The sequence below is a fragment of the Rathayibacter sp. PhB127 genome (genome assembly GCF_003751665.1).
Taxonomy (GTDB): domain Bacteria; phylum Actinomycetota; class Actinomycetes; order Actinomycetales; family Microbacteriaceae; genus Rathayibacter; species Rathayibacter festucae.
In genome coordinates this window covers 485197-506664 of the sequence record NZ_RKHW01000001.1, presented here as the reverse complement: position 1 = coordinate 506664, position 21468 = coordinate 485197, and the positions used below count along the sequence as shown (strand labels likewise).

The window sequence follows — 21468 nt, the reverse complement described above, 5'->3', positions numbered from 1 at the left end:
GCCCGGAACGGTCACCGAACGTCAGGATCAGGCCACCGGTCGCGAAGAGGACCGGGCGCACGACGGTGGGCCCGGCGACTCCCGCCGGCGGGCCCACCGCACGGGACGACGAAGGGCCCGGCGACTGTCGTCGCCGGGCCCTTCGGGGATCCGTCTCTAGCGGACGACGACCGCGAGGACGTCGCGGGCGGAGAGGACCAGCAGGTCGTCCCCACCGAACTTGACCTCGGTTCCGCCGTACTTGGAGTAGATGACCTTGTCACCGACGGCCACGTCGAGCGGGACGCGGTTGCCGTTGTCGTCGATGCGGCCGGGGCCGACGGCGACGACTTCGCCCTCCTGGGGCTTCTCCTTGGCGGTGTCGGGAATGACGAGACCGGAAGCAGTGACCTGCTCGGCCTCGACCTGCTTGATGACGATGCGATCTTCGAGCGGCTTGATGGACACCGACACGGTTGACCTCTTTCTTGACGACGACGGGGGCGGAGCGCCGCCGTTGGCAGACACGCTCCGAGAGTGCTAGCTCCACTGTAGAGGCTCCGCTGGCACTCGTGCAATCAGAGTGCCAGGCAGGCGCGCCGCGTCGTGCGGAGGGCGTGGCCTAGCATGGCCGGATGCAACGCGCCGAGCTGGTCGAGCTCCTCTCCCCCGAGGGCCTCCGGCTCCTCGACTCGCTCGACGGCTACCGCGCGGACGACCTGGTGCGCGCCGTCGCGGCGCTCCGCTCCGCCGGCCACTCCCCCGGCCTGGTCTCGGCCGTGCTGACCCAGGCTCGGCTGCGGGCGAAGGCGACCGGGAAGTTCGGCGAGTTCGCCCGGTCGATGCTCTTCACGGACGCCGGGCTCGAGCAGGCCACCCGCCTCCGGGTCGCGGCGCTGCACGCCGGCCGCTTCTCCTCCGCCGGGCTCACCCGCATCGCCGACCTCGGCAGCGGCATCGGCGGCGACGCGCTCGCGATGGCGGCCATCGACCTCGAGGTGACCGCGGTGGACGCGGACGAGATCACCGCGACCCTGGCCAGCTTCAACCTCGCCCCGTTCCCCTCCGCGCAGGCCGTGCACGGCGACGCCGAGGCGTTCGACCTGGACGGCTTCGACGCCGTCTACCTCGATCCGGCCCGCCGCACCGCCGGCCACCGGGAGACCCGGCGCCTCGACGATCCCGACGACTACTCCCCCTCGCTCGACTTCGCCTTCGGCCTGGCCGAGGCGCGGCCCGCGGGCGTGAAGCTCGGGCCGGGCTTCGACCGCGAGCGGATCCCCGCGGACGCGGAGGCGCAGTGGGTGTCGGTCGACGGCGAGCTCGTCGAGACGGGGCTGTGGTTCGGTCCGCTGGCGCGGCCGGGCGTCCGCCGGTCCGCGCTCCTGCTCTCGGCGACCGGCGCCGTGGAGCTCACCGCGCCGGCCGACAGCGACGACGAGGAGGTGGGCGACCTCGGCGCGTTCGTGCACGAGCCGGACGGGTCGGCCATCCGCGCGCGCCTGCTCGGCGAGCTGGCCCGCACCAGCGGCTCGCGGATGCTCTCGCCCGGCATCGCCTACCTCACGGGCGACGAACCGTCCGCGTCGCCGTTCCTGCGGAGCTTCCGTGTGCTCGCGGAGCTGCCCCTGGACGAGCGCACCCTCGCGCGCGAGCTGCGCGCCCGCGGCATCGGCGTCCTGGAGATCAAGAAGCGCGGCGTCGATGTGGACCCCGCGCGCTTCCGCAGGAAGCTCGGCCTGGCCGGGCGGGGCAGCGCCGTCCTGATCCTCACCAGGATCCAGGGGCGCCACCGCGCCCTGCTCGCCGAGCGCGTCTCCTGAGACCGGCCGTCGGCGCCTAGTAGCCGGAGGAGGAGGTCGCCGCGTCGAGGGCGACCACGAAGATCACGATCGTGACGGCCAGGTAGATCAGCGAGACCACGACGCCGGCGATGCCGGTGATGATCGCGGTCAGCGCGAAGCCGCGTGCTCCCGGCTCGCGACGGCGGCCGAGGAAGCCGAGCACGATCGCGGGCGCGGACAGGATGAAGCCGAAGCCCCAGCCGAAGATCGAGATCACCAGGCCGACGATGCCGAGGATCATGCCGGTGAGGCTCAGGGTCTTGGGCACCGTCGTGGGCGCCGGGACGTAGGCGTACTGCGGCGGCGCGGCGCTCGGGGCCGGCGGGAGCGGCGTCCCGTACGCGGGCGGCGGGGTGTCCTGGGCGCCCTGTCCCGGTGCCGTCGGGGTGCCACCCGAGTACGCGGGCGGGGCCGGGGGCGCCGGAGTGCCGCCGGAGTGCACCGGCGGGGCCGGGGGCGCCGGCGGCACGGGGGGAGCAGGGGGGACGGGAGGGCCCTGTCGGTCGTCGGACCCGGGCCGGCTGCTGTCGCTCATGCCTCGAAGTCTAGAACGAGGCCGCCGACCGGCTCAGGCCGGGAGGTAGCCGTCCGTCCGGAGTCCGCCGACGAAGGCCGAGTAGGCGAGAGCGCCGACCAGCAGCAGCACGAGCGCGAGGTAGCCGAGGAGGAAGCCGGCGATCGCGAGTCCGCGGCCGCGCTGCCCCGAGCGGCGCGCCTGCGCGAAGCCGACGTGCCCGAGGACGATCGCGGCGGGCGCGAGCCCGAGGATGCCGCAGATCAGGGCCGCGACGGCGAGGCCGTTCAGCGGCGGGCGCGGCGCGGGAGCACCGGGATGCGCGGAGCCGTCGAAGGCCTCCGGGCCGCTCGGGGCTCCGGGGGGAACGGCCTCCCCGGTCCAGCCGGACGCGGCACCGGCGGCCGGCGGAGCGGAGGCGGGGGACGGTGCTCCGGAGGGCGGCGCGTACCGCGGCGGCGGGGGCGGCACCGATCCCGGTGCCGGATCGCCGGTGGACTCGTCGTTCACGTCGCCCTCCTCGAGCGCTCCGCCGTCCCCGCCGTGCGGGGCGGGGCGGTGGGGATCAGTAGTTCGTCGTGCTCGCGATGCCCGCGAGGGAGAACAGCGCGACGGCGGAGATGATGGTGATGATGATCGCGACGAAGCCGATCACGACGGCGGCGATCGCGAGGCCGCGACCGCGCTCACCGGTCCGCTTGATCTGCGAGAGGGCGATGAAGCCGAGGACGATGCCGACGATCGAGACGAAGAACGAGGCGATGAAGCCGATGATCGCCAGGATGTTGTAGCGATCGGACGCGGGCGTGTACGGAGCGGTCATGGTGGATCCCCCTTGATCAGGAACGAGTGGATGCGCTCAGCGTGGCAGCGTCCCCGGAGGGCTGTCAAAACCCTGGACGGCGCTTGTGACGCGCGACGGCACTGCGGTAGAGCGCCTAGCGCACCTGGATCTCGGTGACGGGCAGCGTGGAGTCGGCGCCGAAGGAGAGGCTCGAGGGCGCGTGCCCCGCCTCGATCAGCTGGGCGCCGAGCGCCGCGATCATCGCGCCGTTGTCGGTGCAGAGCGAGAGCGGGGGGATCCGCAGCGCGATGCCCGCCGCCGCGCAGCGCTCCTCGGCGAGCTCGCGGACCCGCGAGTTGGCGACCACTCCCCCGCCCAGCAGCAGCCGGGGCACCTCCCGGTCGACGCAGGCCGCGATCGCCTTGGTCAGCAGCACATCGGCGACCGCCTCGCGGAAGCTCGCGGCGACGTCGGCGACCGGCACCGCCTCGCCCGCGTCCTGGCGCTTCTCCACCCAGCGCGCGACGGCGGTCTTCAACCCGGAGAAGGAGAAGTCGTAGCCATGCTTCTCCCTGTCCTTCGGGAGGGTGAGGCCGCGGGGGAAGCGGATGGCCCGCGGATCGCCGTCGGCGGCGACGCGGTCGATCTGCGGGCCGCCGGGGTAGGGCAGGCCGAGCACGCGGGCGACCTTGTCGAACGCCTCGCCGGCCGCGTCGTCGATGGTCTCGCCGAGCAGCTCGACGTCGGAGACGAGATCGCGCACGTGCAGGAGCGAGGTGTGCCCGCCGGAGACGAGCAGCGCGATGGTGGGCACCTCGACCGGACCGCCCTCGCCGCCGTCGGCGCGCAGGACGTCGGCGCCGACGTGCCCGACGAGGTGGTTGACCGCGTAGAGCGGCTTCCCGAGCGAGACCGCCAGCGCCTTGGCCGCGCCGACGCCGACCATCAGCGCCCCGGAGAGCCCGGGACCGCTGGTGACCGCGATCGCGTCCAGCTCCTGCAGCGAGACGCCGGCCTCGGCGAGCGCCGTCCGCAGCGTCGGCTCGAGCGCCTCGAGGTGCGCGCGGGCGGCGACCTCGGGAACGACGCCGCCGTAGCGGGCGTGCTCCTCCATCGACGAGGCGATGGTGTTGGCGAGCAGCGTCGTGCCGCGGACGATGCCGATCCCGGTCTCGTCGCAGCTGGTCTCGATGCCGAGGACGAGCGGACCGGCGGTCATGGCGACTCCTGTCGAGGGGCGGCGATCGGCGCGCGCATCACGAGCGCGTCGACGTTGTCGGGCTGGTAGTAGGCGGGGCGGACCCCGATCTCCTCGAAGCCCTCCGAGCGGTAGAGCGACTGAGCGGCCGGGTTGTCGGCGCGGACCTCGAGGAAGACCTCGCGGGCACCGCGCTCCGCCGCCGCGGCGACGAGCGCGCGCAGGAGGCGCCGACCGAGCCCGGTGCGGCGGGCGGAGGCGAGCACCGCGATGGTCTGCACGTCGCCCTCGTGCGCGCCGACCGGGCAGAGCAGCCCGGCGTAGCCGACCAGCTTCCCCGCGTCCTCGGCGACCAGGTAGCGGGTGTGCCGGCTGCGGATCTCCTCGCGCATCATCGTGCGGGACCAGGCGTCGCTGGTGAACTCGGACTCCTCGATCGCCATGATCGCGTCGAGGTCGTGGACCGTGGCGTCGCGCAGCTCCGCGCTCACGCGGTGACCCGCTTGGGGCCGGCGGAGAGCGTGACGTCGGGCGAGCGGAGGTAGAGCGGCGCGTCCGCCGCGGGGGCGCGGCCGGCCGCGCGGGTGAGCGCGGCCACGACGCCCAGCTCGGCGGCCGACACCGACTCCGCCTCGAGGCGGGGCAGCTCGGGGAAGGGCAGCGCGGGCGGCTTGTCGAGGCCGGGACCGGCGGTCCGGACGGGCAGGCCCTGCTCGTCGAGGCCGGCGTAGGCGCTCCAGTAGAGCTCGCGGCGGCGTGCGTCGGTGACGACGAGGAAGCCGTCGGCACGGCCGTGGCGCAGGGCGCCGAGCGCGACCGCGTCGTGCGAGACGACCGGGAGGGTGGGCACGTCGCGGCCGAACGCGAAGGCGCGGGCCGCGGCGATGCCGACCCGGAGGCCGGTGAAGGGGCCGGGGCCCATGCCGACGGCGACGGCCTCGATCGCGTCGGGGCCGATGCCGGCCGCCTCGAGGGCCTCCTCGATCAGCCGGCCGACGACCTCGGCGTGCCGCATGGTGTCGGTCTCGGTGCGCTCGGCCCGGACCACCCCGTCGGCGCCGACGACGGCGACGGAGGTACCGGAGGAGGTGTCGATCGCGAGCAGCACCCTGACAGGGTACCCGCGGGAGGACGGGCACCGACCGAGGAGCCTGCGGCGCTCCAAAGATGCTCGGTGGATCTACTTGGAAGAGACGCCCGCAGACATGCTGGTCGAGTAGCCCCGCAGGGGCGTATCGAGACCCACCACCGCATGCACGACGGTCTCTTCCCCGCCCTGCGCTGGCGCCGAAGGCGCCCCCTCCGCTCGATACGCCCTCTCCGAGGGCTACTCGATCAGCATGGACGGCGGACATCTCCGACGGCTGTTCGGTCAGCATGCAGACCATGCTGGTCGAGCAGCCGCGCAGCGGCGTATCGAGACCCGCCGTCAGCAGAGCGGTCAGCGCCAGCCGGTGCCGCGGAAGCGCACCGTGCGCGGCTCGATCGGCTCCTCGCCGTCCTCGGCGTCGGAGCCGCCGGTCGGGCGCTCGATCACGATGTCGAGCCACGAGTCCGCGACGCCGTCGAGCAGCCCGGCGCCCCACTCGACCACCACGACCGAGTGCTCGAGGTCGAGGTCGAGGTCGTCCAGCTCCACCGCGGAGCCGACCCGGTAGGCGTCCACGTGCACCAGCGGCGGCCCGCCGTGCAGCGGCGGGTGCGTCCGCGCGATCACGAAGGTCGGGCTGGTCACCGGCCCGCGCACCCCGAGCCCGTCGCCCAGGCCGCGGGTGAAGGTCGTCTTGCCCGCGCCGAGCGGCCCGGTCAGCACCAGCAGGTCGCCCGCGCGCAGCACCCGGCCGAGGGAGCGGCCGAGCTCCTCCATCGCCTCCGGATCCGCGATCTCGACGGTGCTGTCGGCGAACCGGTCGCGCTCAGGCACGGACGCCTCCCGCGGCGCCGCCGACCGTTCTGCGCGGGACGCGGTGCCCGATCCGCGTGACCAGCTCGTAGTTGATCGTGCCGCACCAGCGCGCCCACTCGTCGACCGACGGGACCCCGGTGGTCGGGTCGCCCCAGAGCGTCACCGGGTCGCCGACCGCGACGGGAGCGTCTCCGACGTCGACGACGAACTGGTCCATCGCCACCCTCCCGGCGATGCGGTGCCGGCGCCCGCCGATCGAGACCTCGGCGACTCCGGACGCGGCGCGCGGGATCCCGTCGGCGTAGCCGAACGGCACCAGCGCGAGCGTCGTCTCGCCGGCCGTCCGATAGGCGTAGTCGTAGCTGACGCCCGTCCCCGCGGCCACCCGGCGCACCCCGGCGACGCGCCCCTGCAGGGTCATCGCGGGCACGAGGCCGAGTCCGAGCGACGTCTCGTCGTCGAACGGCGAGAGCCCGTACACGCCGATGCCGGTGCGCACCTGGTCGAGCCGCGCCTCCGGCAGGCGGAGCGCCGCGGCCGTGGCGGCCAGGTGAACCAGCGGCGCCGGCGTCCCGTGCGCGCGCAGCACCTCCTCCGCCCGGCGCAGGAGGGCGAGCTGCGCGAGGTCCTCCTCGCGCGAGGTGTTCGAGAGGTGCGAGAACAGCCCGGTGAGCTGCAGCGAGCCGCGCGCCGCGTGGCGGACGAGGGACTGCGCGAGCGGCACCCACTCCGCCTCCGCGGCGCCGTTCCGGCTGAGACCGGTGTCGACCTTGAGCTGCACCGCCCCGCGCACCCCGCGGTCCTCGGCGGCCTGCGCCAGCCGGTCGAGCTGCCCGACCGAGGAGACGGCGACCTCGATCCCGTGCTCGAGGGCGGTGTCGAAGTCCTGCTCGGGGTCGTGCAGCCAGCAGAGCACCGGCGCCAGGATCCCGGCCTCGCGAAGGGCGACCGCCTCGTCGAGATCGGCCGTGCCGAGCGCGTCCGCGCCGCCGGCCAGCGCCGCCTGCGCGACCGCGAGCGCGCCGTGCCCGTAGGCGTTCGCCTTGACGACCGCCATCAGCCGGGGCGCGGCCGTCAGCTCCCGGAGCCGCGCCGTGTTCGCCGCGACGGCGTCCAGATCGATCAGCGCCTCGCGGAAGGCGAGCGGCGCGATCACGACTCGGCCACCACGAACGCGCAGGCGACGCCGGCGTCGTGGCTCATCGAGAGGTGCACCCGCGCGATCCCGCGCGACTCCGCCGCCGCGCGCGCCGCGCCGTACAGGACGAAGGACGGATTCCCGTGCTCGTCCCGCTCGACCACCATGTCGTGCCAGCGCGCGCCGGCCGAGTCGCCGAGCGCCTTGATCAGCGCCTCCTTCGCCGCGAACCGTCCGGCCAGCGAGGCCGTCGGCAGGTCGCGTTCGCTCTCGGCGAACAGCCGCTCGCGGAGCCGGGGCGTGCGGGAGATCGCCCGCTCGAAGCGCGCGAGATCCACCACGTCCACGCCGATCCCGACGATCACAGCAGGGTCACTCGACCGTGACCGACTTGGCGAGGTTGCGCGGCTGGTCGACGTCGAGGCCCTTGGCCGAGGCGAGCTCCATCGCGAACATCTGCAGCGGCGTCACCGCGAGCAGCGGCTCGAACAGCGGGTCGGCCAGCGGGATCGGCACGACCTCGTCGGCGATCTGGATCGCGGCGGCGTCGCCCTGCTCGGCGATCGCGATCACCCGGGCGCCGCGCGCCTTGATCTCCTGGATGTTCGAGATCACCTTGCGCTGCAGCTCGTAGGACTCGCTCGGGCTCGGCACGATGACGAAGACGACCTGGCCCGGCTCGATCAGCGCGATCGGCCCGTGCTTGAGCTCCCCCGCGGCGAAGCCCTCGGCGTGGATGTAGGCGAGTTCCTTGAGCTTGAGCGCGCCCTCGAGCGCCACCGGGTAGCCGACGTGGCGGCCGAGGAAGAGCACCGCGCGGGTGTCCGCCATCCAGCCGGCCAGCTGGGCGATCGCCTCGGAGGCGTCGAGCACGCGCGAGAGCTTCTCCGGGATCGCGGCGAGCTGGGCGGCCTGCGAGGCGATCAGCTCGGGTGTGGCCGCACCGCGCACCGCGGCCAGGTGCAGGCCGAAGAGGTAGAGCGCCGCGATCTGCGCGACGAACGCCTTGGTCGAGGCGACCGCGACCTCCGGGCCGGCGTGGGTGTAGAGCACGGCGTCGGACTCGCGCGGGATCGTCGCGCCCTGGGTGTTGCAGACGGAGAGCGTCTTCGCGCCCTTCTCGCGGGCGTACTTGACGGCCATCAGCGTGTCCATGGTCTCGCCGGACTGGCTGATCGAGACGACCAGGGTGCGCGGCGTCAGCACCGGGTCGCGGTAGCGGAACTCGTGGCTCAGCTCGACCTCGACGGGCACGCGCGCCCACTTCTCGATGGCGTACTTGGCGACCATGCCGGAGTAGGCGGCGGTGCCGCAGGCGATCACGGTGATGCGGTCGATGTCGGTGAGGGTCGCGTCGAGCGACGCGAGTTCCGGCAGGACGATCGCGCCGTCCTGGATGCGGCCGAGCAGCGTCTTGGCGACGGCCTCCGGGCCCTCGCTGATCTCCTTCGCCATGAAGCTCGACCAGCCGCCCTTCTCGGAGGCGGAGGCGTCCCAGGCGATCTCGAACGGCTCGGTCTCGACGGGATTCCCGAAGAAGTCGGTGACGGTGACCTCGTCCGGCGTGATGGTGACGATCTGGTCCTGCCCGATCGCGACCGCACGGCGGGTGAACTCGACGAACGCGGCGACGTCGGAGCCGAGGAAGTTCTCGCCGTCGCCGAGGCCGATCACGAGCGGCGAGTTGCGGCGCGCGCCGACGACGACGCCGGGCTGGTCCTGGTGCAGCGCGAGCAGCGTGAAGGCGCCCTCGAGGCGCGCGACGACGGCCTGGAACGCGAGCACGAGGTCGCCGGTGCGGCGGTGCTCGCGGGCGATCAGGTGCGCGGCGACCTCGGTGTCGGTCTCGCTCTCGAAGACCGCGCCCTCGGCGAGCAGCTCCTCCTTGAGGGGCTGGAAGTTCTCGATGATGCCGTTGTGGATGACGGCGAGGCGCCCGTCGTCCGCGAGGTGCGGGTGCGCGTTGCGGTCGGTCGGGCCGCCGTGCGTCGCCCAGCGGGTGTGCCCGATGCCGGTGGTGCCCTGCGCGATCGGGTGCGCCTCGAGGTCGTCGACGAGGACGCTGAGCTTGCCCGAGCGCTTGCGGCTGTCGATCCGGCCGTCGGCGTCGATCACGGCCACACCGGCGGAGTCGTACCCGCGGTACTCCAGTCGCTTCAGTCCCCCGAGCAGCACGGCCAGGCTGTCGCGCGCGCCGACGTATCCAACGATTCCACACATGCGCTCGATCCTAATCGCGCGCGGGGGCGCTCCTGCGGCGACGGGGCCGAGCCGCGGCGGCCGCTAGGATCGTGCAGATGTCCTCGTCAGCTCGCGAACCCGGGCGCGAGGCGCACCCCTCCCCGTTCGTCGAGATCGTCCGCTCCGACTGGGCCGAGCTCGCCCGCAGCACCGAGCTGCCGCTGAGCGAGACCGAGGTCGTGCAGCTGCGCGGGCTGGGCGACCGGCTGAGTCTCACCGAGGTCGCCGAGGTCTACCTCCCGCTGTCCCGGCTGCTCACCCTCTACGCCGGCGGCGCGCGCCAGCTGCACCGGGCGACGAGCACCTTCCTCGGCGAGCGCGCGCAGCCCACTCCGTTCGTGATCGGCGTCGCCGGCTCGGTCGCGGTCGGCAAGTCGACCATCGCCCGCCTGCTCCGCGAGCTGCTCGCCCGCTGGGACGACACCCCGCGCGTCGAGCTGGTGACGACCGACGGCTTCCTCCTGCCCAACAGCGAGCTGGAGCGGCGTGGACTGATGAGCCGGAAGGGCTTCCCGGAGTCGTACGACCGCCGCGCGCTCCTGCGCTTCGTCTCGGAGGTGAAGGGCGGGGCGGCCGAGGTGCGCGCTCCGTTCTACTCGCACCTCTCCTACGACATCGTCCGCGACGCCGAGATCGTGGTGCGGCGACCGGACGTGCTGATCGTCGAGGGCCTGAACGTCCTGCAGCCGCCCGCGCCCGGTCACGGCCTCGCGGTCAGCGACCTCTTCGACTTCACGGTCTACGTCGACGCGCGGACGAGCGACATCGCGCGCTGGTACGAGGAGCGGTTCCTCGCACTGCAGCAGGGCGCCTTCGCGAGCCCGAACTCGTACTTCCACCGCTACGCCTCGCTGACGCCCGACGAGGCGCGCGAGCGGGCCCGCAGCATCTGGTCCTCGATCAACGAGCCGAATCTGCTGCAGAACGTGCGGCCCACGCGCTCGCGGGCGAGCCTGGTCCTGCGCAAGCAGGCCGACCACACCGTCTCCTCGGTGCTCCTCCGCAAGATCTGAGTGCGCGGCGGAAGCGTGCTGATCGAAGCATGCTGGTCGATCAGCCCCGCAGGGGCGTATCGAGATCCCCGCGTCAGCGGTGGATGCAGCCGCTAGGCCGCGACGCGCAGCTGCTCGAGCACGACCGCAGCGAGGGACTCGGCCAGCCGGTCGGCGGTCTCCTTGGTGGAGGCCTCGACCATGACGCGGACCATCGGCTCGGTGCCCGAGGGCCGGAGCAGCACGCGCCCGCCGGTGCCCAGCTCGCGCTCCGCCTCGGCGATGGCGGCCGCGATGACGGCGTCGTCGTGCACGCCCTCGCGGTCGACGCCGCGGACGTTGACGAGCGTCTGCGGGAACACCCGCATCACCGAGGCGAGCTCGGCGAGCGACTTCCCGGTCCGTGCCACCTCGGCGGCGAGCTGCAGCCCGGTGAGGACGCCGTCGCCGGTCGTCGCGAAGCGGCTCATGATGACGTGGCCGGACTGCTCGCCGCCGAGCGAGTAGCCGCCGTCGTTCATGGCCTCGAGCACGTAGCGGTCGCCCACGCCGGTCTCGATCACGCGGATGCCGGCGTCGGCCATCGCGGTCTTGAGACCGAGGTTGCTCATCACCGTGGCGACGAGCACGTTGTCGCGGAGGACGCCGCGCCGCGCCATCGACGTCGCGAGGATCGCCATGATCTGGTCGCCGTCGACGACTCGCCCCTCGGCGTCGACCGCGAGGCAGCGGTCCGCGTCGCCGTCGTGCGCGATGCCGAGATCGGCGCCCGCCTCGCGGACCGCCTCAGCGACGTGGTCGAGGTGGGTCGAGCCCACGCCGTCGTTGATGTTGATGCCGTCCGGATCGTTGCCGATCACGGTGACGGTCGCGCCGGCGTCGGTGAAGACCTCCGGCGAGATGCCCGCGGCGGCACCGTGCGCGCAGTCGATGACCACGTGCAGTCCGTCCAGGCGGGTGCTGCCGAGCGAGCCGAGCAGGTGGAGGACGTAGCGGTCCTCCGCGTCGGCGAAGCGGCGGATGCGGCCGACGTCGGGGCCGAGCGGCGTGAGCGGCGGGACGCCGAGAGCCGCCTCGATGCGGTTCTCGAGCTCGTCCGGGAGCTTGCGGCCGCCGGCCGCGAAGAACTTGATGCCGTTGTCGGCGGCGGGGTTGTGCGACGCCGAGATCATCACGCCGAAGTCGGCGCTCTCATCGGCGATGAGGTATGCGGCGGCGGGCGTCGGGATGACTCCCGCGTCCAGCACGTCGACGCCGGCGCTCGCGAGGCCGGCCGCGACGGCGGCACCGATGAACTGACCCGAGATCCGAGGATCGCGGGCCAGGACGGCGAGGGGCCGACGGCCCTCCGCCCGGGCGGCCGCACCGAGTACACGGGCGGCCGCCTGAGCGAGGCCGAGGGCCAGGTCGGCCGTGACGTCGCGATTCGCGAGGCCACGGACGCCATCTGTTCCGAACAGGCGCGGCATGATGCCAGTCCCCTTCTGAAGCTGCTGATCGGCGGCCACGGGGGCCGCAGCGACTAGCGCTTCGAGAACTGGGACGCCTTGCGGGCCTTCTTGAGACCGGCCTTCTTGCGCTCGATGACGCGAGCGTCGCGGGTGAGGAAGCCGGCCTTCTTGAGGATGGCGCGGTTGTTCTCGCGGTCGATCTCGTTCAGCGCACGCGCGATCGCCAGGCGGAGTGCACCGGCCTGGCCGGAGGGGCCACCGCCGGTGATCTTCGCGACGACGTCGTACGAGCCGAGGAGGTCGAGGACCTTGAACGGGTCGTTGATCAGCTGCTGGTGCAGCTTGTTGGGGAAGTACTCCGCGAACTCGCGGGCGTTCACGGTCAGGCTGCCGGAGCCCGGGACCAGGCGCACGCGGGCGATGGCCTGCTTGCGACGGCCCACGGCTGCGCCGGAGACGTTGAGGACGGCGCGGGGCGTCGAGGACGCCTCGGTGGCCGGGCTTTCGGTGGAGTAGCTCTCGGGAGCCACGTCGATCTGGTCTGCGATCTTCGCCACGGTGTAGGTGATCCTTTGTCTTCGAAGTCTGGGGTGTCGGGGAGGGCCGGAGCCTACTGGGCGACCTGGGTGAAGGCGTACGCCTTGGGCTGCTGAGCCGCGTGAGGGTGCTCGGTGCCCGTGTAGACCTTCAGCTTGCGCAGCTGCGCACGACCGAGGGAGTTCTTGGGGAGCATTCCGCGGATGGCCTTCTCGACGGCGCGGATCGGGTTCTTCTCGAGGAGCTCGGCGTACGTGGTGGCCGTGAGGCCGCCCGGGTAGCCGGAGTGGCGGTACGCCTTCTTCTGGAGGAGCTTCTGGCCGGTGAGGGCCACCTTCTCGGCGTTGACGATGATGACGAAGTCGCCCATGTCCATGTGCGGCGCGAACGTCGGCTTGTGCTTGCCGCGCAGGAGCGCAGCGGCGTGGGTGGCCAGACGGCCGAGCACGACGTCGGACGCGTCGATGACGATCCAGTCGTGCTGGACGTCAGCCGGCTTCGGAGAAAAAGTGCGAGTCACGTGAGTGCTGCTTTCTGATCGGAGTGAGGAGTTCGTGAATCCCGCTCCGTGGCCGTTCGACCCGCGAGGGGGCCGAACCGATCCGATGGAGGGCTCAACTTCGGGTGCCGGCACGCGGCCGAGAACACCAAGGGTCGACAGTACAGCAATCCGTACCGGAGCGGAAGCTCACGGGTTCGCCGCCGCGCTCCCCCGGGCGGTCCGGGTCAGGAGTCGTCCTGCCCCAGCGCGGCCAGGACCTCGGTCGCCAGCTCCTCGAGCGGGGCCTGGCCGCCGACGTAGGAGCGGAGCGAGAGCAGCCGATCCCCGGCGAGCACGACGACCGTGGCGGCCGGGTCGACCGCCGGGTCGCCAGCGCGGAAGAAGGCGGCGTCGCCCAGCCCGCTCGGCCCGACGGGGGCCGCGGACTCCTGCGCGGCGACGTCGGCCGTGGTGGCGCCGGTCGCCGTCTGCAGGACGAGCGCGGCGGGGTTGCCCGCCATCGCCCAGGCGCAGCCGGAGCCCTGATCCGAGGCGGTGACGAAGCCCTCGGGCAGCTGGAGCGCCGCCTCGATCGCCGGCACCGGAAGCACCGCGGCGCAGTCGAGGACCTCGACCGTCGCACCGGCGGTCGGCTCGGCCGCGGGAGCGGTCGGCACCGCGGTGGGCACGGCGGTCGGCGCGGTGGAGTCGACCGCGGCGGCGGGCGCCCGGTCCGGCACGTCGATCGCCGACGACGAGCAGCCGGCCAGCAGCAGCCCCGCAGGCAGGACGAGCGCGGCGACCAGCGCCCTCACGCGGTGGTTCCTGCGGATCACTCGTCGTCCTCCCCCTGGGCGTCCCCGCCGGGCAGGGTGCGCTTCACCCGGGTGAGCACGGCCCGCTCGGCCAGTTCTGAATCCTCAGGGTAATCGACCTCGCGCAGGATGAGGCCGCGCGCCGGCATGACCGCGAAGGCGTTCGTGCGGCGGGCGGCGTCGCGCAGCAGCGGGAGCTCTCCCGCGTCCAGCTTGCCGATCCCCACGGCCACGCAGGAGCCGACGAGCGCCCGCACCATGCTGTGGCAGAAGGCGTCGGCGCGCAGGTGCGCGTGCAGCACGCCGTCCTCGTCGCGCTCCCAGGTGAAGTCGAGGAGGCTCCGGATGGTGGTGGCTCCCACGCGCGCGCGGCAGAACGAGGCGTAGTCGTGCAGGCCGAGAAGCGACTCGGCCGCCTGCGCCATCACGCCCTCGTCGACCGCCTCGTTGATCCAGGTCGTGAAGCCGCGCTCGAGCGGCCGACGGAGCGAGGTGCGGTCGGCGAGCCGGTACTCGTAGCGCCGCCAGCGCGCGGAGAAGCGCGCGTCGAAGCCCTCGGGCGCCCGGGTCACCCGGTGCACGGACAGGTCCGAGTACTGACCGAGGATCCCCTGGAGCTTGCGCTGGAGCACGACCTCGGGCGCGACCTTCTCGGTCCCGGCCCGCGGGCTGCCGTTCAGGCGCGACCACTGCTGGGGCGTGAGGTCCAGGTGCGCCACCTGAGCGCTCGCGTGCACGCCCGCGTCGGTGCGGCCCGCGACGGTGACCACCGTCCGCTCCTCCGAGCGCAGCAGCACGCCGAGCGCGTCCTCGAGGACGCCCTGCACCGTGCGGAGGCCGGGCTGGAGCGCCCAGCCCGCGAAGTGGGTGCCCTCGTAGGCCAGGTCGAGGCGGACGCGGTGGAGCACCCGACGAGTCTAGGTCGTCCGCCGGGCCGCCTCGGATCGCGGATCAGCCCGCCGAGAGCCGGACGCCGAGCGAGTCGAAGACGGCCACCGCCCAGTCGGCGATGACGTCCTGATCCCCGACGAAGGACTCGACGTGCAGCTCGTAGCCGCCCGCCAGCACGGCCAGCTGGGACGGCGTCGTCGGCGAGCCCTCGAGCCGGTAGGCCGCCTCCCCCAGCGGAGCCGGCACGGCGCCGACGGCCTCGCCCGCACCGGCGAACGTCTCCGCGAGCCGCGCGGGCCCGACGGTGACGAGGACCGCCGACGGGTTGCCGGCGATGCCGTAGGAGCAGGTGTCCCCCGCCTGGACGAGCACGGCCGTCCCGGCGGACAGACCGACCGCCGTCTCGACCGCCGAGGCGGGCAGGGCCGCGGAGCAGTCGAGGGCGGGAGCCGCCGGCGCGAGGGTCGTGGCGGTCGCACTGGGCACGGACTCGGAGGCGGCGCTCGGCGCCGTCGTGCGCGCCGACTCCGGCACGTCGACGACCCCGGTGGAGGAGCAGCCCGCCAGCAGGGCCGTCGCGGCGAGGAGCAGGACCGCATGGTGCGCGCGCACGGAACTCCTCCTGCTGGCCGACGAGGACGGAGGCCCGGGTACCGGACGCCTCCGCCCCTCTGTCGGGACGATCCCGCCATCGTAAGCGACGTTCCGCGCCACCGAGCACGCAGGAGTGCCGCGGCCGGGAACGACGAGAGCCCCCCGTCCCCGAGGGGGCGGAGGGCTCTCGAGACGCGCTCGGGACTACTTGGTCTCGGTGGTCGTCTCGACCGGGGCGTCCTCGACGGGCGCGTCCTGGACGGTCGCGTCGGCCTCGGTCGTGTCGGCGACGGGCGCCTCCTCGACAGTGGCGTCCTCGGCGGGGGCGTCCGCGACGACGGTCTCGTCCTCGACCGGAGCCGAGACGGGAGCGGCGCCGGTGCGCGACTTCTTGACCTTCGGCGTCACGGGCTCGAGGACGAGCTCGATGACGGCCATCGGGGCGTTGTCGCCCTTGCGGGGACCGATCTTCGTGATGCGGGTGTAGCCGCCCTCACGCTCGGCGACGAGCGGCGCGATCTCGGTGAAGAGCTCGTGCACGACGCTCTTGTCGCCGATGGTCGCGAGGACGCGGCGGCGGGCGTGCAGGTCGCCGCGCTTCGCGAACGTCACCAGACGCTCGGCGAGGGGACGCAGGCGCTTGGCCTTGGTCTCGGTCGTCTTGATGCTCTTGTGCGTGAACAGGGCCGCGGCCAGGTTCGCGAGCAGCAGACGCTCGTGTGCGGGACCGCCTCCGAGGCGGGGGCCCTTCGTGGGCTTGGGCATGGCTTTACTCCAGTACTAAAGGGGTGTCAGAAGGTCGAACGCCGGAGCGGAGACCTAGATGCTCTCGTCGTCGTAGCTGTAGAAGTGGGCGCCGTCGAACCCGGGGACCGAGTCCTTCAGCGACAGGCCCAGCTCCGTCAGCTTCTCCTTGACCTCATCCACCGACTTCTGACCGAAGTTGCGGATGTTCATGAGCTGCGTCTCCGAGAGGGCGACGAGCTCATTGACGTTGTTGATGCCCTCGCGCTTGAGGCAGTTGTAGCTGCGCACCGAGAGGTCGAGGTCCTCGATGGGCATGGACAGCTCGGTCGAGAGGACGGCGTCGACCGGCGCGGGGCCGATCTCGATGCCCTCGGCCGCGTTGTTCAGCTCGCGGGCGAGACCGAACAGCTCGGTCAGCGTGCGACCGGCCGACGCGATGGCGTCGCGCGGCGTGATCGCCGGCTTCGACTCGACGTCGACGACCAGGCGGTCGAAGTCGGTGCGCTCGCCGGCACGGGTGGCCTCGACGCGGTAGGTGACCTTGAGCACGGGCGAGTAGATCGAGTCGACCGGGATCTGGCCGGCCTCGGAGAACTCGCTGCGGTTCTGGGTCGCCGAGACGTAGCCGCGGCCGCGCTCGATGGTGAGCTCGAGCTCGAACTTCGCCTTGTCGTTCAGGGTCGCGATGACGAGGTCCGGGTTGTGGATCTCGACACCGGCCGGAGCCGAGATGTCGGCGGCGGTGACCTGGCCGGCGCCCTGCTTGCGCAGGTAGGCGGTGATCGGCTCGTCGTGCTCGGAGGAGACGACGAGTCCCTTGATGTTCAGGATGATCTCGGTGACGTCCTCGCGGACGCCCGGGACGGTCGTGAACTCGTGCAGGACCCCGTCGATCCGGATGCTGGTGACAGCGGCGCCGGGGATGGAGGACAGCAGGGTGCGACGCAGCGAGTTGCCGAGCGTGTAGCCGAAGCCGGGCTCGAGGGGCTCGATGACGAAGCGGGAACGGAACTCCGAGATGTTCTCCTCGGTGAGCGTCGGACGCTGTGCGATAAGCACTGTTGATTCCTTTCGATCACGTGTCCGCTATATGACACGTGCGTTTGCGAGTCTGAAGTTGTGAAAGAAATGCGCGATCCGCCGGCCGGCCTCACGCCGCGCTGGAGAGCGCTTCGTTCGGCCGGCCGACGGCTGCGAGTGCTGCGTTAGACGCGACGGCGCTTCGGCGGGCGGCAGCCGTTGTGCGCCTGCGGGGTGACGTCGTTGATCGAGCCGACCTCGAGGCCTGCGGCCTGGAGCGAGCGGATCGCGGTCTCGCGACCCGAGCCCGGGCCCTTCACGAAGACGTCGACCTTCTTCATGCCGTGCTCCTGCGCCTGACGCGCGGCCGACTCGGCAGCGAGCTGGGCGGCGAACGGCGTCGACTTGCGCGAGCCCTTGAAGCCGACTCCACCGGACGAGGCCCAGCTGATGACGGCCCCGGCGGGGTCGGTGATCGACACGATGGTGTTGTTGAACGTCGACTTGATGTGGGCCTGGCCCACAGCGATGTTCTTCTTCTCCTTGCGGCGCGGCTTGCGCGCGGCCGACTTGGGGGTAGCCACTTGTTATCTCCTCTAGGTCCGTGTCGCCCGCGTTACTTGCGGCCGGCCTTCTTCTTGCCGGCGACGGTGCGCTTCGGGCCCTTGCGGGTGCGAGCGTTCGTCTTGGTGCGCTGTCCACGGACCGGGAGGCCGCGACGGTGGCGGATGCCCTCGTAGGACCCGATCTCGACCTTGCGGCGGATGTCGGCGGCGACCTCGCGGCGGAGGTCTCCCTCCACCTTGTAGTTGCCCTCGATGTAGTCGCGGAGCGCGACGAGCTGGTCGTCGGTGAGGTCCTTGACGCGGATGTCGCCGTCGATCCCCGTGTCGCTCAGCGTCTTCAGCGCGCTGGTGCGGCCGACTCCGTAGATGTAGGTCAGTGCGACCTCCACGCGCTTCTCGCGCGGGATGTCTACTCCTGCCAGACGTGCCATGGTGGCTTCTCCTGTGAGTGAGTGGAGGTGTGAAGCAACGTCGGTGCCTCGGCCTCCGACCGAAGGTGTCCTCGCCGTTCACTCCGGGAGACCCGGAGTGCTGCGCGATTTCTGACGTTGCGGGGTGGTGTGTTGCCGTGCTGCTGGGCGGTTTCCCGCCCGCGCTCCTCGCAGGAGCGCCGGGTGTCCCGGAGGACTAGCCCTGGCGCTGCTTGTGGCGGGGGTTGCTGCTGCAGATGACCATCACGTTGCCGTGGCGGCGGATGATCTTGCAGTGGTCGCAGATGCGCTTGACGCTGGGGTTGACCTTCATTGTTCTGTTCCTTGTTTTCGCTGGCGTCGTGCTCCCGGCGGATGCCGGGGCCGTTCCTTACAGGACACGCACGTCGCGAACTGAGCGGAGCGAACGTCTACTTGTAGCGGTAGACGATCCGGCCGCGGGTCAGGTCGTAGGGGCTGAGCTCCACGATCACGCGGTCCTCGGGGAGGATGCGGATGTAGTGCTGACGCATCTTGCCCGAGATGTGGGCGAGAACCTTGTGTCCGTTGGTGAGCTCCACGCGGAACATCGCGTTGGGGAGCGCCTCGACAACCGCACCTTCGATTTCGATGACACCGTCTTTTTTGGCCATAGCCTCACTGTCGTTCGGAAGTAGTGTGTGTACTGGTCGTGCGAATGCTTTCGCGACGATCCTCCCCCCGGGCGGAGCCTGGGGAGCGGTGCGCGGGCGTGCCGGAGCACGCGCAAACACCAAGGGTCGATACTACGCGAATCCCCGCTTCTCCGCCAGCCCGGGCGTGTCGCCTCAGGGCGGGGGCGGGCACCCGCCGGGGACGGCGGTGTGCGCGCCGCGGAGCGCGAGCACGACGGCCGCCGCCTAGGCTCTCCCTCGTCGAAGGGACCGCGGATGGCGCGCACGGAGAAGACGACGGACGGCACGGCGAGGAGCCGGCGGAGCTGGTACTCGCACCCCCTGGTGACCGTGCTCGTCGCGATCGTCGTCATCGCCCTCGTGCAGACCTTCTTCGTGAAGGTGTACACCGTGCCGACCGGCTCGATGGAGAACACGCTGCAGGGCGGCGGCTTCTTCGGCGACCGCATCCTGGTCGACCGCACCGCGGCGCTCCACGGCGCCCCGGAGTCGGAGCAGATCGTCGTCTTCTCGCGCGACGCGCGCTGGGGCGCGACCGACGCGATCGGGAACCCGCTCTCCGAGGCGGTGAAGTACTTCGGCGACGTCACGAGCATCGGCCCGTCGCACGAGGAGTTCCTCGTGAAGCGCGTGATCGCGACCGCCGGCCAGACGGTGTCCTGCTGCGATGCCGAAGGGCACGTGCTCGTGGACGGGCAGCCGCTCGCGGGCGACTACGTCTTCGAGGACTTCCCGTTCACCCCCGGCACCCAGGACTGCGACTCGCAGCCGGCCTCCACCCGCTGCTTCCAGGAGTACACGGTGCCGGAGGACACGCTCTTCGTCCTCGGCGACCACCGCTCCAACTCCAACGACTCGCTCGGCGACTGCCGCGGGGCGCCGGGCCCGATCGACTCCTGCGTGAAGACGGTGCCGATCGAGCGGGTGGTCGGACGCGTCTTCGCCGTCGCCTGGCCGCTGACCCGCTGGCGCCTCTTCTAGTCCGGCCCACCCCCGGAACCGCGAAGGGGCGGGGCCGGATGCCGGAGCACCCGATCCCGCCCCTCCGGACGCGGACCCGCGATGGTCAGCCGCGGACGACCGCGACGACCTGCGCGAACAGCGGGTGGTCCGCGCCGAGGCCGGTCACCTCGGCGACGAACTCCTCGGGCGACAGCGCCGCCAGCTTCTCCTTCAGCTCGACGCTCTGCGGGTCCTCCGGCACGTCGAAGCGGAGGGCCGCGCCGATCGCCGTCAGCAGTCCGCTCGGCACGTGCCCGCGCTCCGCGAGCTCCGCCGCCGGGCCGATGAAGCGCTCGTGCCGCGAGAGCTTGCGCAGCGGCTGGCGCCCGACCCGGTCCACCGTGTCGGTGAGACCCGGGTTCGCGAAGCGCTTCAGCGTCTTCTGGAGGTAGGCCTCCTGCTCCTCGTCGCTGAAGCCGTGCTTCTCGACGATCAGCGTCTTGGTGTCCTCGAGCGCGGCCTTCACCGCATCGTGCACCTCGGGCAGCGCGAGCGCGTCCGACAGCTTGTGCGCGCCGGCCGCGAAGCCGACGTACGCCGCGGTGGCGTGTCCGGTGTTCACCGTGAAGAGCTTGCGCTCGATGAACGGCTCGAGGTCGTCGACCCAGGTCGCGCCGGGGATCGCGGGCTCGGAGCCCTCGAACGGCGTGCGGTCGACGACCCACTCGAAGAAGCTCTCGACCGTGACGTCGAGACCCTGGCCGGCCGCCTGGTTCGGCACGATGCGGTCGACCGCGGTGTCGGCGAAGACCGCGCGGGTGCGCAGGCGCTCCCACTCGTCCGCGCCCAGGCTCGCGGCGACCTCGGTCTGCAGCAGACGGGTCGCGTTGATCGCGTTCTCGCACGCCATCACGGCCAGGCGGGGCGCCGACTCCGCTCGGGCCGCGAGGCCCTTCGCGATCACCGGGGCGACGAAGCGCAGGATGCTCGGACCCACCGCGGTGGTGACGATGTCCGCGGCGGCGATCTCGCGGACGAGTGCCTCCTCGTCGCTCGCCGAGTTGATCGCGCGGAAGCCGTCGACGACGTGCGTCGCGGACGACTCCCCCACCTCGTGCACCTCGTAGCTGTCGGCGGCGGCGAGCTGGTCGATCAGCGCCGCGTTGACGTCGGCGAAGACCAGCTCGTAGCCGGCACCGTGCAGGATCAGCCCGACGAAGCCGCGACCGATGTTGCCGGCGCCGAAGTGGACGGCGGTGGGCATCAGGAGTTGACCTCGCCCAGCAGCGCGTAGAGCGACTGCGCGTCCGGGGCGTCGAGGAGCTTCTGCACCTCGTCCTCCTCGGAGAAGATGATCGCGATCTTGGAGAGGATCTCGAGGTGCTCGTTGTTGACGCCGGCGATGCCGACGACGAAGCGGACCTCGTTACCGTCCCAGTCGATCGGCTGCGCGTAGCGGACGAAGGAGAGCGCCGAGGAGCGGATCTCGTCCTTCGCGTCGTTCGTGCCGTGCGGGATGGCGAGCAGGTTGCCCATGTAGGTGGAGACGGTCGCCTCGCGGGCGAGCATCGCCTCGTGGTAAGCGGGCGTCACGGCGCCGACGCCGACCAGCATGTCGGCGGCCTCCTTGATGGCGGTCTCCTTCGACGTGGCGGTGCCGGAGGCGTTGATCTGTCCGATGGTGAGCACATCGCTCATGGCGTGCGTCCTTTCCGTGGGTGGTGAACGAATGAGGGAACCCGCA

Annotated in this window: 28 protein-coding genes; 3 read left to right on the top strand and 25 right to left on the bottom strand. The window is 72.1% G+C overall.

Annotated features, from left to right (window positions below; genetic code table 11):
- Positions 1-156: 156 nt before the first annotated feature.
- The gene (groES, locus tag EDF22_RS02530) at positions 157-453 is read right to left on the bottom strand and encodes a co-chaperone GroES (protein WP_068251574.1); all 297 of its coding nucleotides are present in this window, start codon (positions 451-453) and stop codon (positions 157-159) included.
- Positions 454-614: 161 nt separating this feature from the next.
- On the opposite strand from groES, the gene EDF22_RS02525 reads away from it, so the two are divergent.
- Positions 615-1802 carry a class I SAM-dependent methyltransferase gene (locus tag EDF22_RS02525; RefSeq protein WP_123702146.1) on the top strand — a complete coding sequence of 396 codons (1188 nt, stop codon included), beginning with the start codon at positions 615-617 and terminating at the stop codon, positions 1800-1802.
- 16 nt (positions 1803-1818) lie between these two features.
- Here EDF22_RS02525 and EDF22_RS20645 read toward each other — a convergent pair whose 3' ends face one another.
- From EDF22_RS20645 to glmS, 10 genes are all read right to left on the bottom strand, one after another.
- Positions 1819-2358, bottom strand: a complete 540-nt coding sequence (locus EDF22_RS20645; protein WP_185020489.1) for a DUF4190 domain-containing protein — start codon at positions 2356-2358, stop codon at positions 1819-1821.
- Between the two features lie 33 nt (positions 2359-2391).
- On the bottom strand, positions 2392-2847 hold the full coding sequence (locus EDF22_RS02510; protein WP_123702144.1) for a DUF4190 domain-containing protein: 456 nt from the start codon (positions 2845-2847) through the stop codon (positions 2392-2394).
- A 55-nt stretch (positions 2848-2902) separates the two neighbouring features.
- On the bottom strand, positions 2903-3160 hold the full coding sequence (locus tag EDF22_RS02505) for a DUF4190 domain-containing protein (protein ID WP_123445082.1): 258 nt from the start codon (positions 3158-3160) through the stop codon (positions 2903-2905).
- A 115-nt stretch (positions 3161-3275) separates the two neighbouring features.
- Positions 3276-4340 carry a tRNA (adenosine(37)-N6)-threonylcarbamoyltransferase complex transferase subunit TsaD gene (gene tsaD / locus EDF22_RS02500; protein WP_123702142.1) on the bottom strand — a complete coding sequence of 355 codons (1065 nt, stop codon included), beginning with the start codon at positions 4338-4340 and terminating at the stop codon, positions 3276-3278.
- The gene (gene rimI / locus EDF22_RS02495) at positions 4337-4810 is read right to left on the bottom strand and encodes a ribosomal protein S18-alanine N-acetyltransferase (protein ID WP_260302816.1); all 474 of its coding nucleotides are present in this window, start codon (positions 4808-4810) and stop codon (positions 4337-4339) included. The genes tsaD and rimI overlap by 4 nt, the downstream gene beginning before the upstream one ends.
- Positions 4807-5427: a tRNA (adenosine(37)-N6)-threonylcarbamoyltransferase complex dimerization subunit type 1 TsaB gene (tsaB, locus tag EDF22_RS02490; RefSeq protein WP_123702140.1), complete on the bottom strand. Its 621-nt coding sequence runs from the start codon at positions 5425-5427 to the stop codon at positions 4807-4809. The genes rimI and tsaB overlap by 4 nt, the downstream gene beginning before the upstream one ends.
- A 333-nt stretch (positions 5428-5760) precedes the next feature.
- Positions 5761-6186, bottom strand: coding sequence for a tRNA (adenosine(37)-N6)-threonylcarbamoyltransferase complex ATPase subunit type 1 TsaE (gene tsaE, locus EDF22_RS02485; RefSeq protein WP_123704628.1), 426 nt, complete (start codon positions 6184-6186; stop codon positions 5761-5763).
- A gap of 49 nt (positions 6187-6235) precedes the next feature.
- Positions 6236-7381 (bottom strand): alanine racemase, encoded by a 1146-nt coding sequence (alr, locus tag EDF22_RS02480; protein ID WP_123702138.1) that lies wholly within the window; start codon positions 7379-7381, stop codon positions 6236-6238.
- A complete protein-coding gene (locus tag EDF22_RS02475; protein WP_123702136.1) occupies positions 7378-7728 on the bottom strand; it encodes a holo-ACP synthase in 351 nt (116 codons plus the stop codon). The genes alr and EDF22_RS02475 overlap by 4 nt, the downstream gene beginning before the upstream one ends.
- A 7-nt stretch (positions 7729-7735) precedes the next feature.
- Positions 7736-9583: a glutamine--fructose-6-phosphate transaminase (isomerizing) gene (gene glmS, locus EDF22_RS02470; RefSeq protein WP_123702134.1), complete on the bottom strand. Its 1848-nt coding sequence runs from the start codon at positions 9581-9583 to the stop codon at positions 7736-7738.
- Between the two features lie 77 nt (positions 9584-9660).
- Between glmS and coaA the strand changes: the two genes are divergently transcribed.
- Positions 9661-10617 carry a type I pantothenate kinase gene (gene coaA, locus EDF22_RS02465; RefSeq protein ID WP_123445076.1) on the top strand — a complete coding sequence of 319 codons (957 nt, stop codon included), beginning with the start codon at positions 9661-9663 and terminating at the stop codon, positions 10615-10617.
- A gap of 92 nt (positions 10618-10709) precedes the next feature.
- Here the strand turns inward: coaA and glmM are convergent, their stop codons facing one another.
- The 12 genes from glmM to infA all read right to left on the bottom strand — a co-directional run bounded on the left by glmM (position 10710) and on the right by infA (position 18761).
- Positions 10710-12065, bottom strand: a complete 1356-nt coding sequence (gene glmM / locus EDF22_RS02460) for a phosphoglucosamine mutase (RefSeq protein ID WP_123704625.1) — start codon at positions 12063-12065, stop codon at positions 10710-10712.
- 53 nt (positions 12066-12118) lie between these two features.
- Positions 12119-12604: a 30S ribosomal protein S9 gene (gene rpsI / locus EDF22_RS02455; RefSeq protein ID WP_123445075.1), complete on the bottom strand. Its 486-nt coding sequence runs from the start codon at positions 12602-12604 to the stop codon at positions 12119-12121.
- A gap of 53 nt (positions 12605-12657) precedes the next feature.
- Positions 12658-13104 carry a 50S ribosomal protein L13 gene (rplM, locus tag EDF22_RS02450; RefSeq protein ID WP_123445074.1) on the bottom strand — a complete coding sequence of 149 codons (447 nt, stop codon included), beginning with the start codon at positions 13102-13104 and terminating at the stop codon, positions 12658-12660.
- Between the two features lie 206 nt (positions 13105-13310).
- Entirely contained in the window at positions 13311-13901 is a 591-nt protein-coding gene (locus EDF22_RS02445; protein WP_123702132.1) for a hypothetical protein, read from the bottom strand.
- The gene (locus EDF22_RS02440; RefSeq protein WP_123702130.1) at positions 13898-14788 is read right to left on the bottom strand and encodes a tRNA pseudouridine(38-40) synthase TruA; all 891 of its coding nucleotides are present in this window, start codon (positions 14786-14788) and stop codon (positions 13898-13900) included. The genes EDF22_RS02445 and EDF22_RS02440 overlap by 4 nt, the downstream gene beginning before the upstream one ends.
- A gap of 43 nt (positions 14789-14831) precedes the next feature.
- Positions 14832-15383, bottom strand: a complete 552-nt coding sequence (locus EDF22_RS02435) for a hypothetical protein (protein ID WP_123702128.1) — start codon at positions 15381-15383, stop codon at positions 14832-14834.
- A gap of 186 nt (positions 15384-15569) precedes the next feature.
- Positions 15570-16130 (bottom strand): 50S ribosomal protein L17, encoded by a 561-nt coding sequence (rplQ, locus tag EDF22_RS02430; RefSeq protein ID WP_123702126.1) that lies wholly within the window; start codon positions 16128-16130, stop codon positions 15570-15572.
- A gap of 54 nt (positions 16131-16184) precedes the next feature.
- Positions 16185-17171 (bottom strand): DNA-directed RNA polymerase subunit alpha, encoded by a 987-nt coding sequence (locus EDF22_RS02425; RefSeq protein WP_123445069.1) that lies wholly within the window; start codon positions 17169-17171, stop codon positions 16185-16187.
- Between the two features lie 146 nt (positions 17172-17317).
- Positions 17318-17716 carry a 30S ribosomal protein S11 gene (gene rpsK / locus EDF22_RS02420; protein WP_056037257.1) on the bottom strand — a complete coding sequence of 133 codons (399 nt, stop codon included), beginning with the start codon at positions 17714-17716 and terminating at the stop codon, positions 17318-17320.
- 32 nt (positions 17717-17748) lie between these two features.
- Positions 17749-18129 (bottom strand): 30S ribosomal protein S13, encoded by a 381-nt coding sequence (gene rpsM, locus EDF22_RS02415; RefSeq protein ID WP_123445068.1) that lies wholly within the window; start codon positions 18127-18129, stop codon positions 17749-17751.
- 196 nt (positions 18130-18325) lie between these two features.
- Positions 18326-18442, bottom strand: coding sequence for a 50S ribosomal protein L36 (gene rpmJ / locus EDF22_RS02410; RefSeq protein WP_055787164.1), 117 nt, complete (start codon positions 18440-18442; stop codon positions 18326-18328).
- Positions 18443-18539: 97 nt separating this feature from the next.
- Complete coding sequence (gene infA / locus EDF22_RS02405) at positions 18540-18761, bottom strand: translation initiation factor IF-1 (RefSeq protein ID WP_022883252.1); 222 nt, start codon at positions 18759-18761, stop codon at positions 18540-18542.
- Positions 18762-19037: 276 nt separating this feature from the next.
- On the opposite strand from infA, the gene lepB reads away from it, so the two are divergent.
- Positions 19038-19763, top strand: coding sequence for a signal peptidase I (gene lepB / locus EDF22_RS02400; protein WP_123702124.1), 726 nt, complete (start codon positions 19038-19040; stop codon positions 19761-19763).
- Between the two features lie 85 nt (positions 19764-19848).
- On the opposite strand, the gene EDF22_RS02395 is transcribed toward lepB, so the two are convergent.
- Both EDF22_RS02395 and EDF22_RS02390 read right to left on the bottom strand, forming a co-directional pair.
- Positions 19849-20988: a mannitol-1-phosphate 5-dehydrogenase gene (locus EDF22_RS02395; protein ID WP_123702122.1), complete on the bottom strand. Its 1140-nt coding sequence runs from the start codon at positions 20986-20988 to the stop codon at positions 19849-19851.
- On the bottom strand, positions 20988-21422 hold the full coding sequence (locus EDF22_RS02390; protein WP_123445065.1) for a PTS sugar transporter subunit IIA: 435 nt from the start codon (positions 21420-21422) through the stop codon (positions 20988-20990). Before EDF22_RS02390 ends, EDF22_RS02395 begins: the two co-directional genes overlap by 1 nt.
- Positions 21423-21468 lie beyond the last annotated feature (46 nt).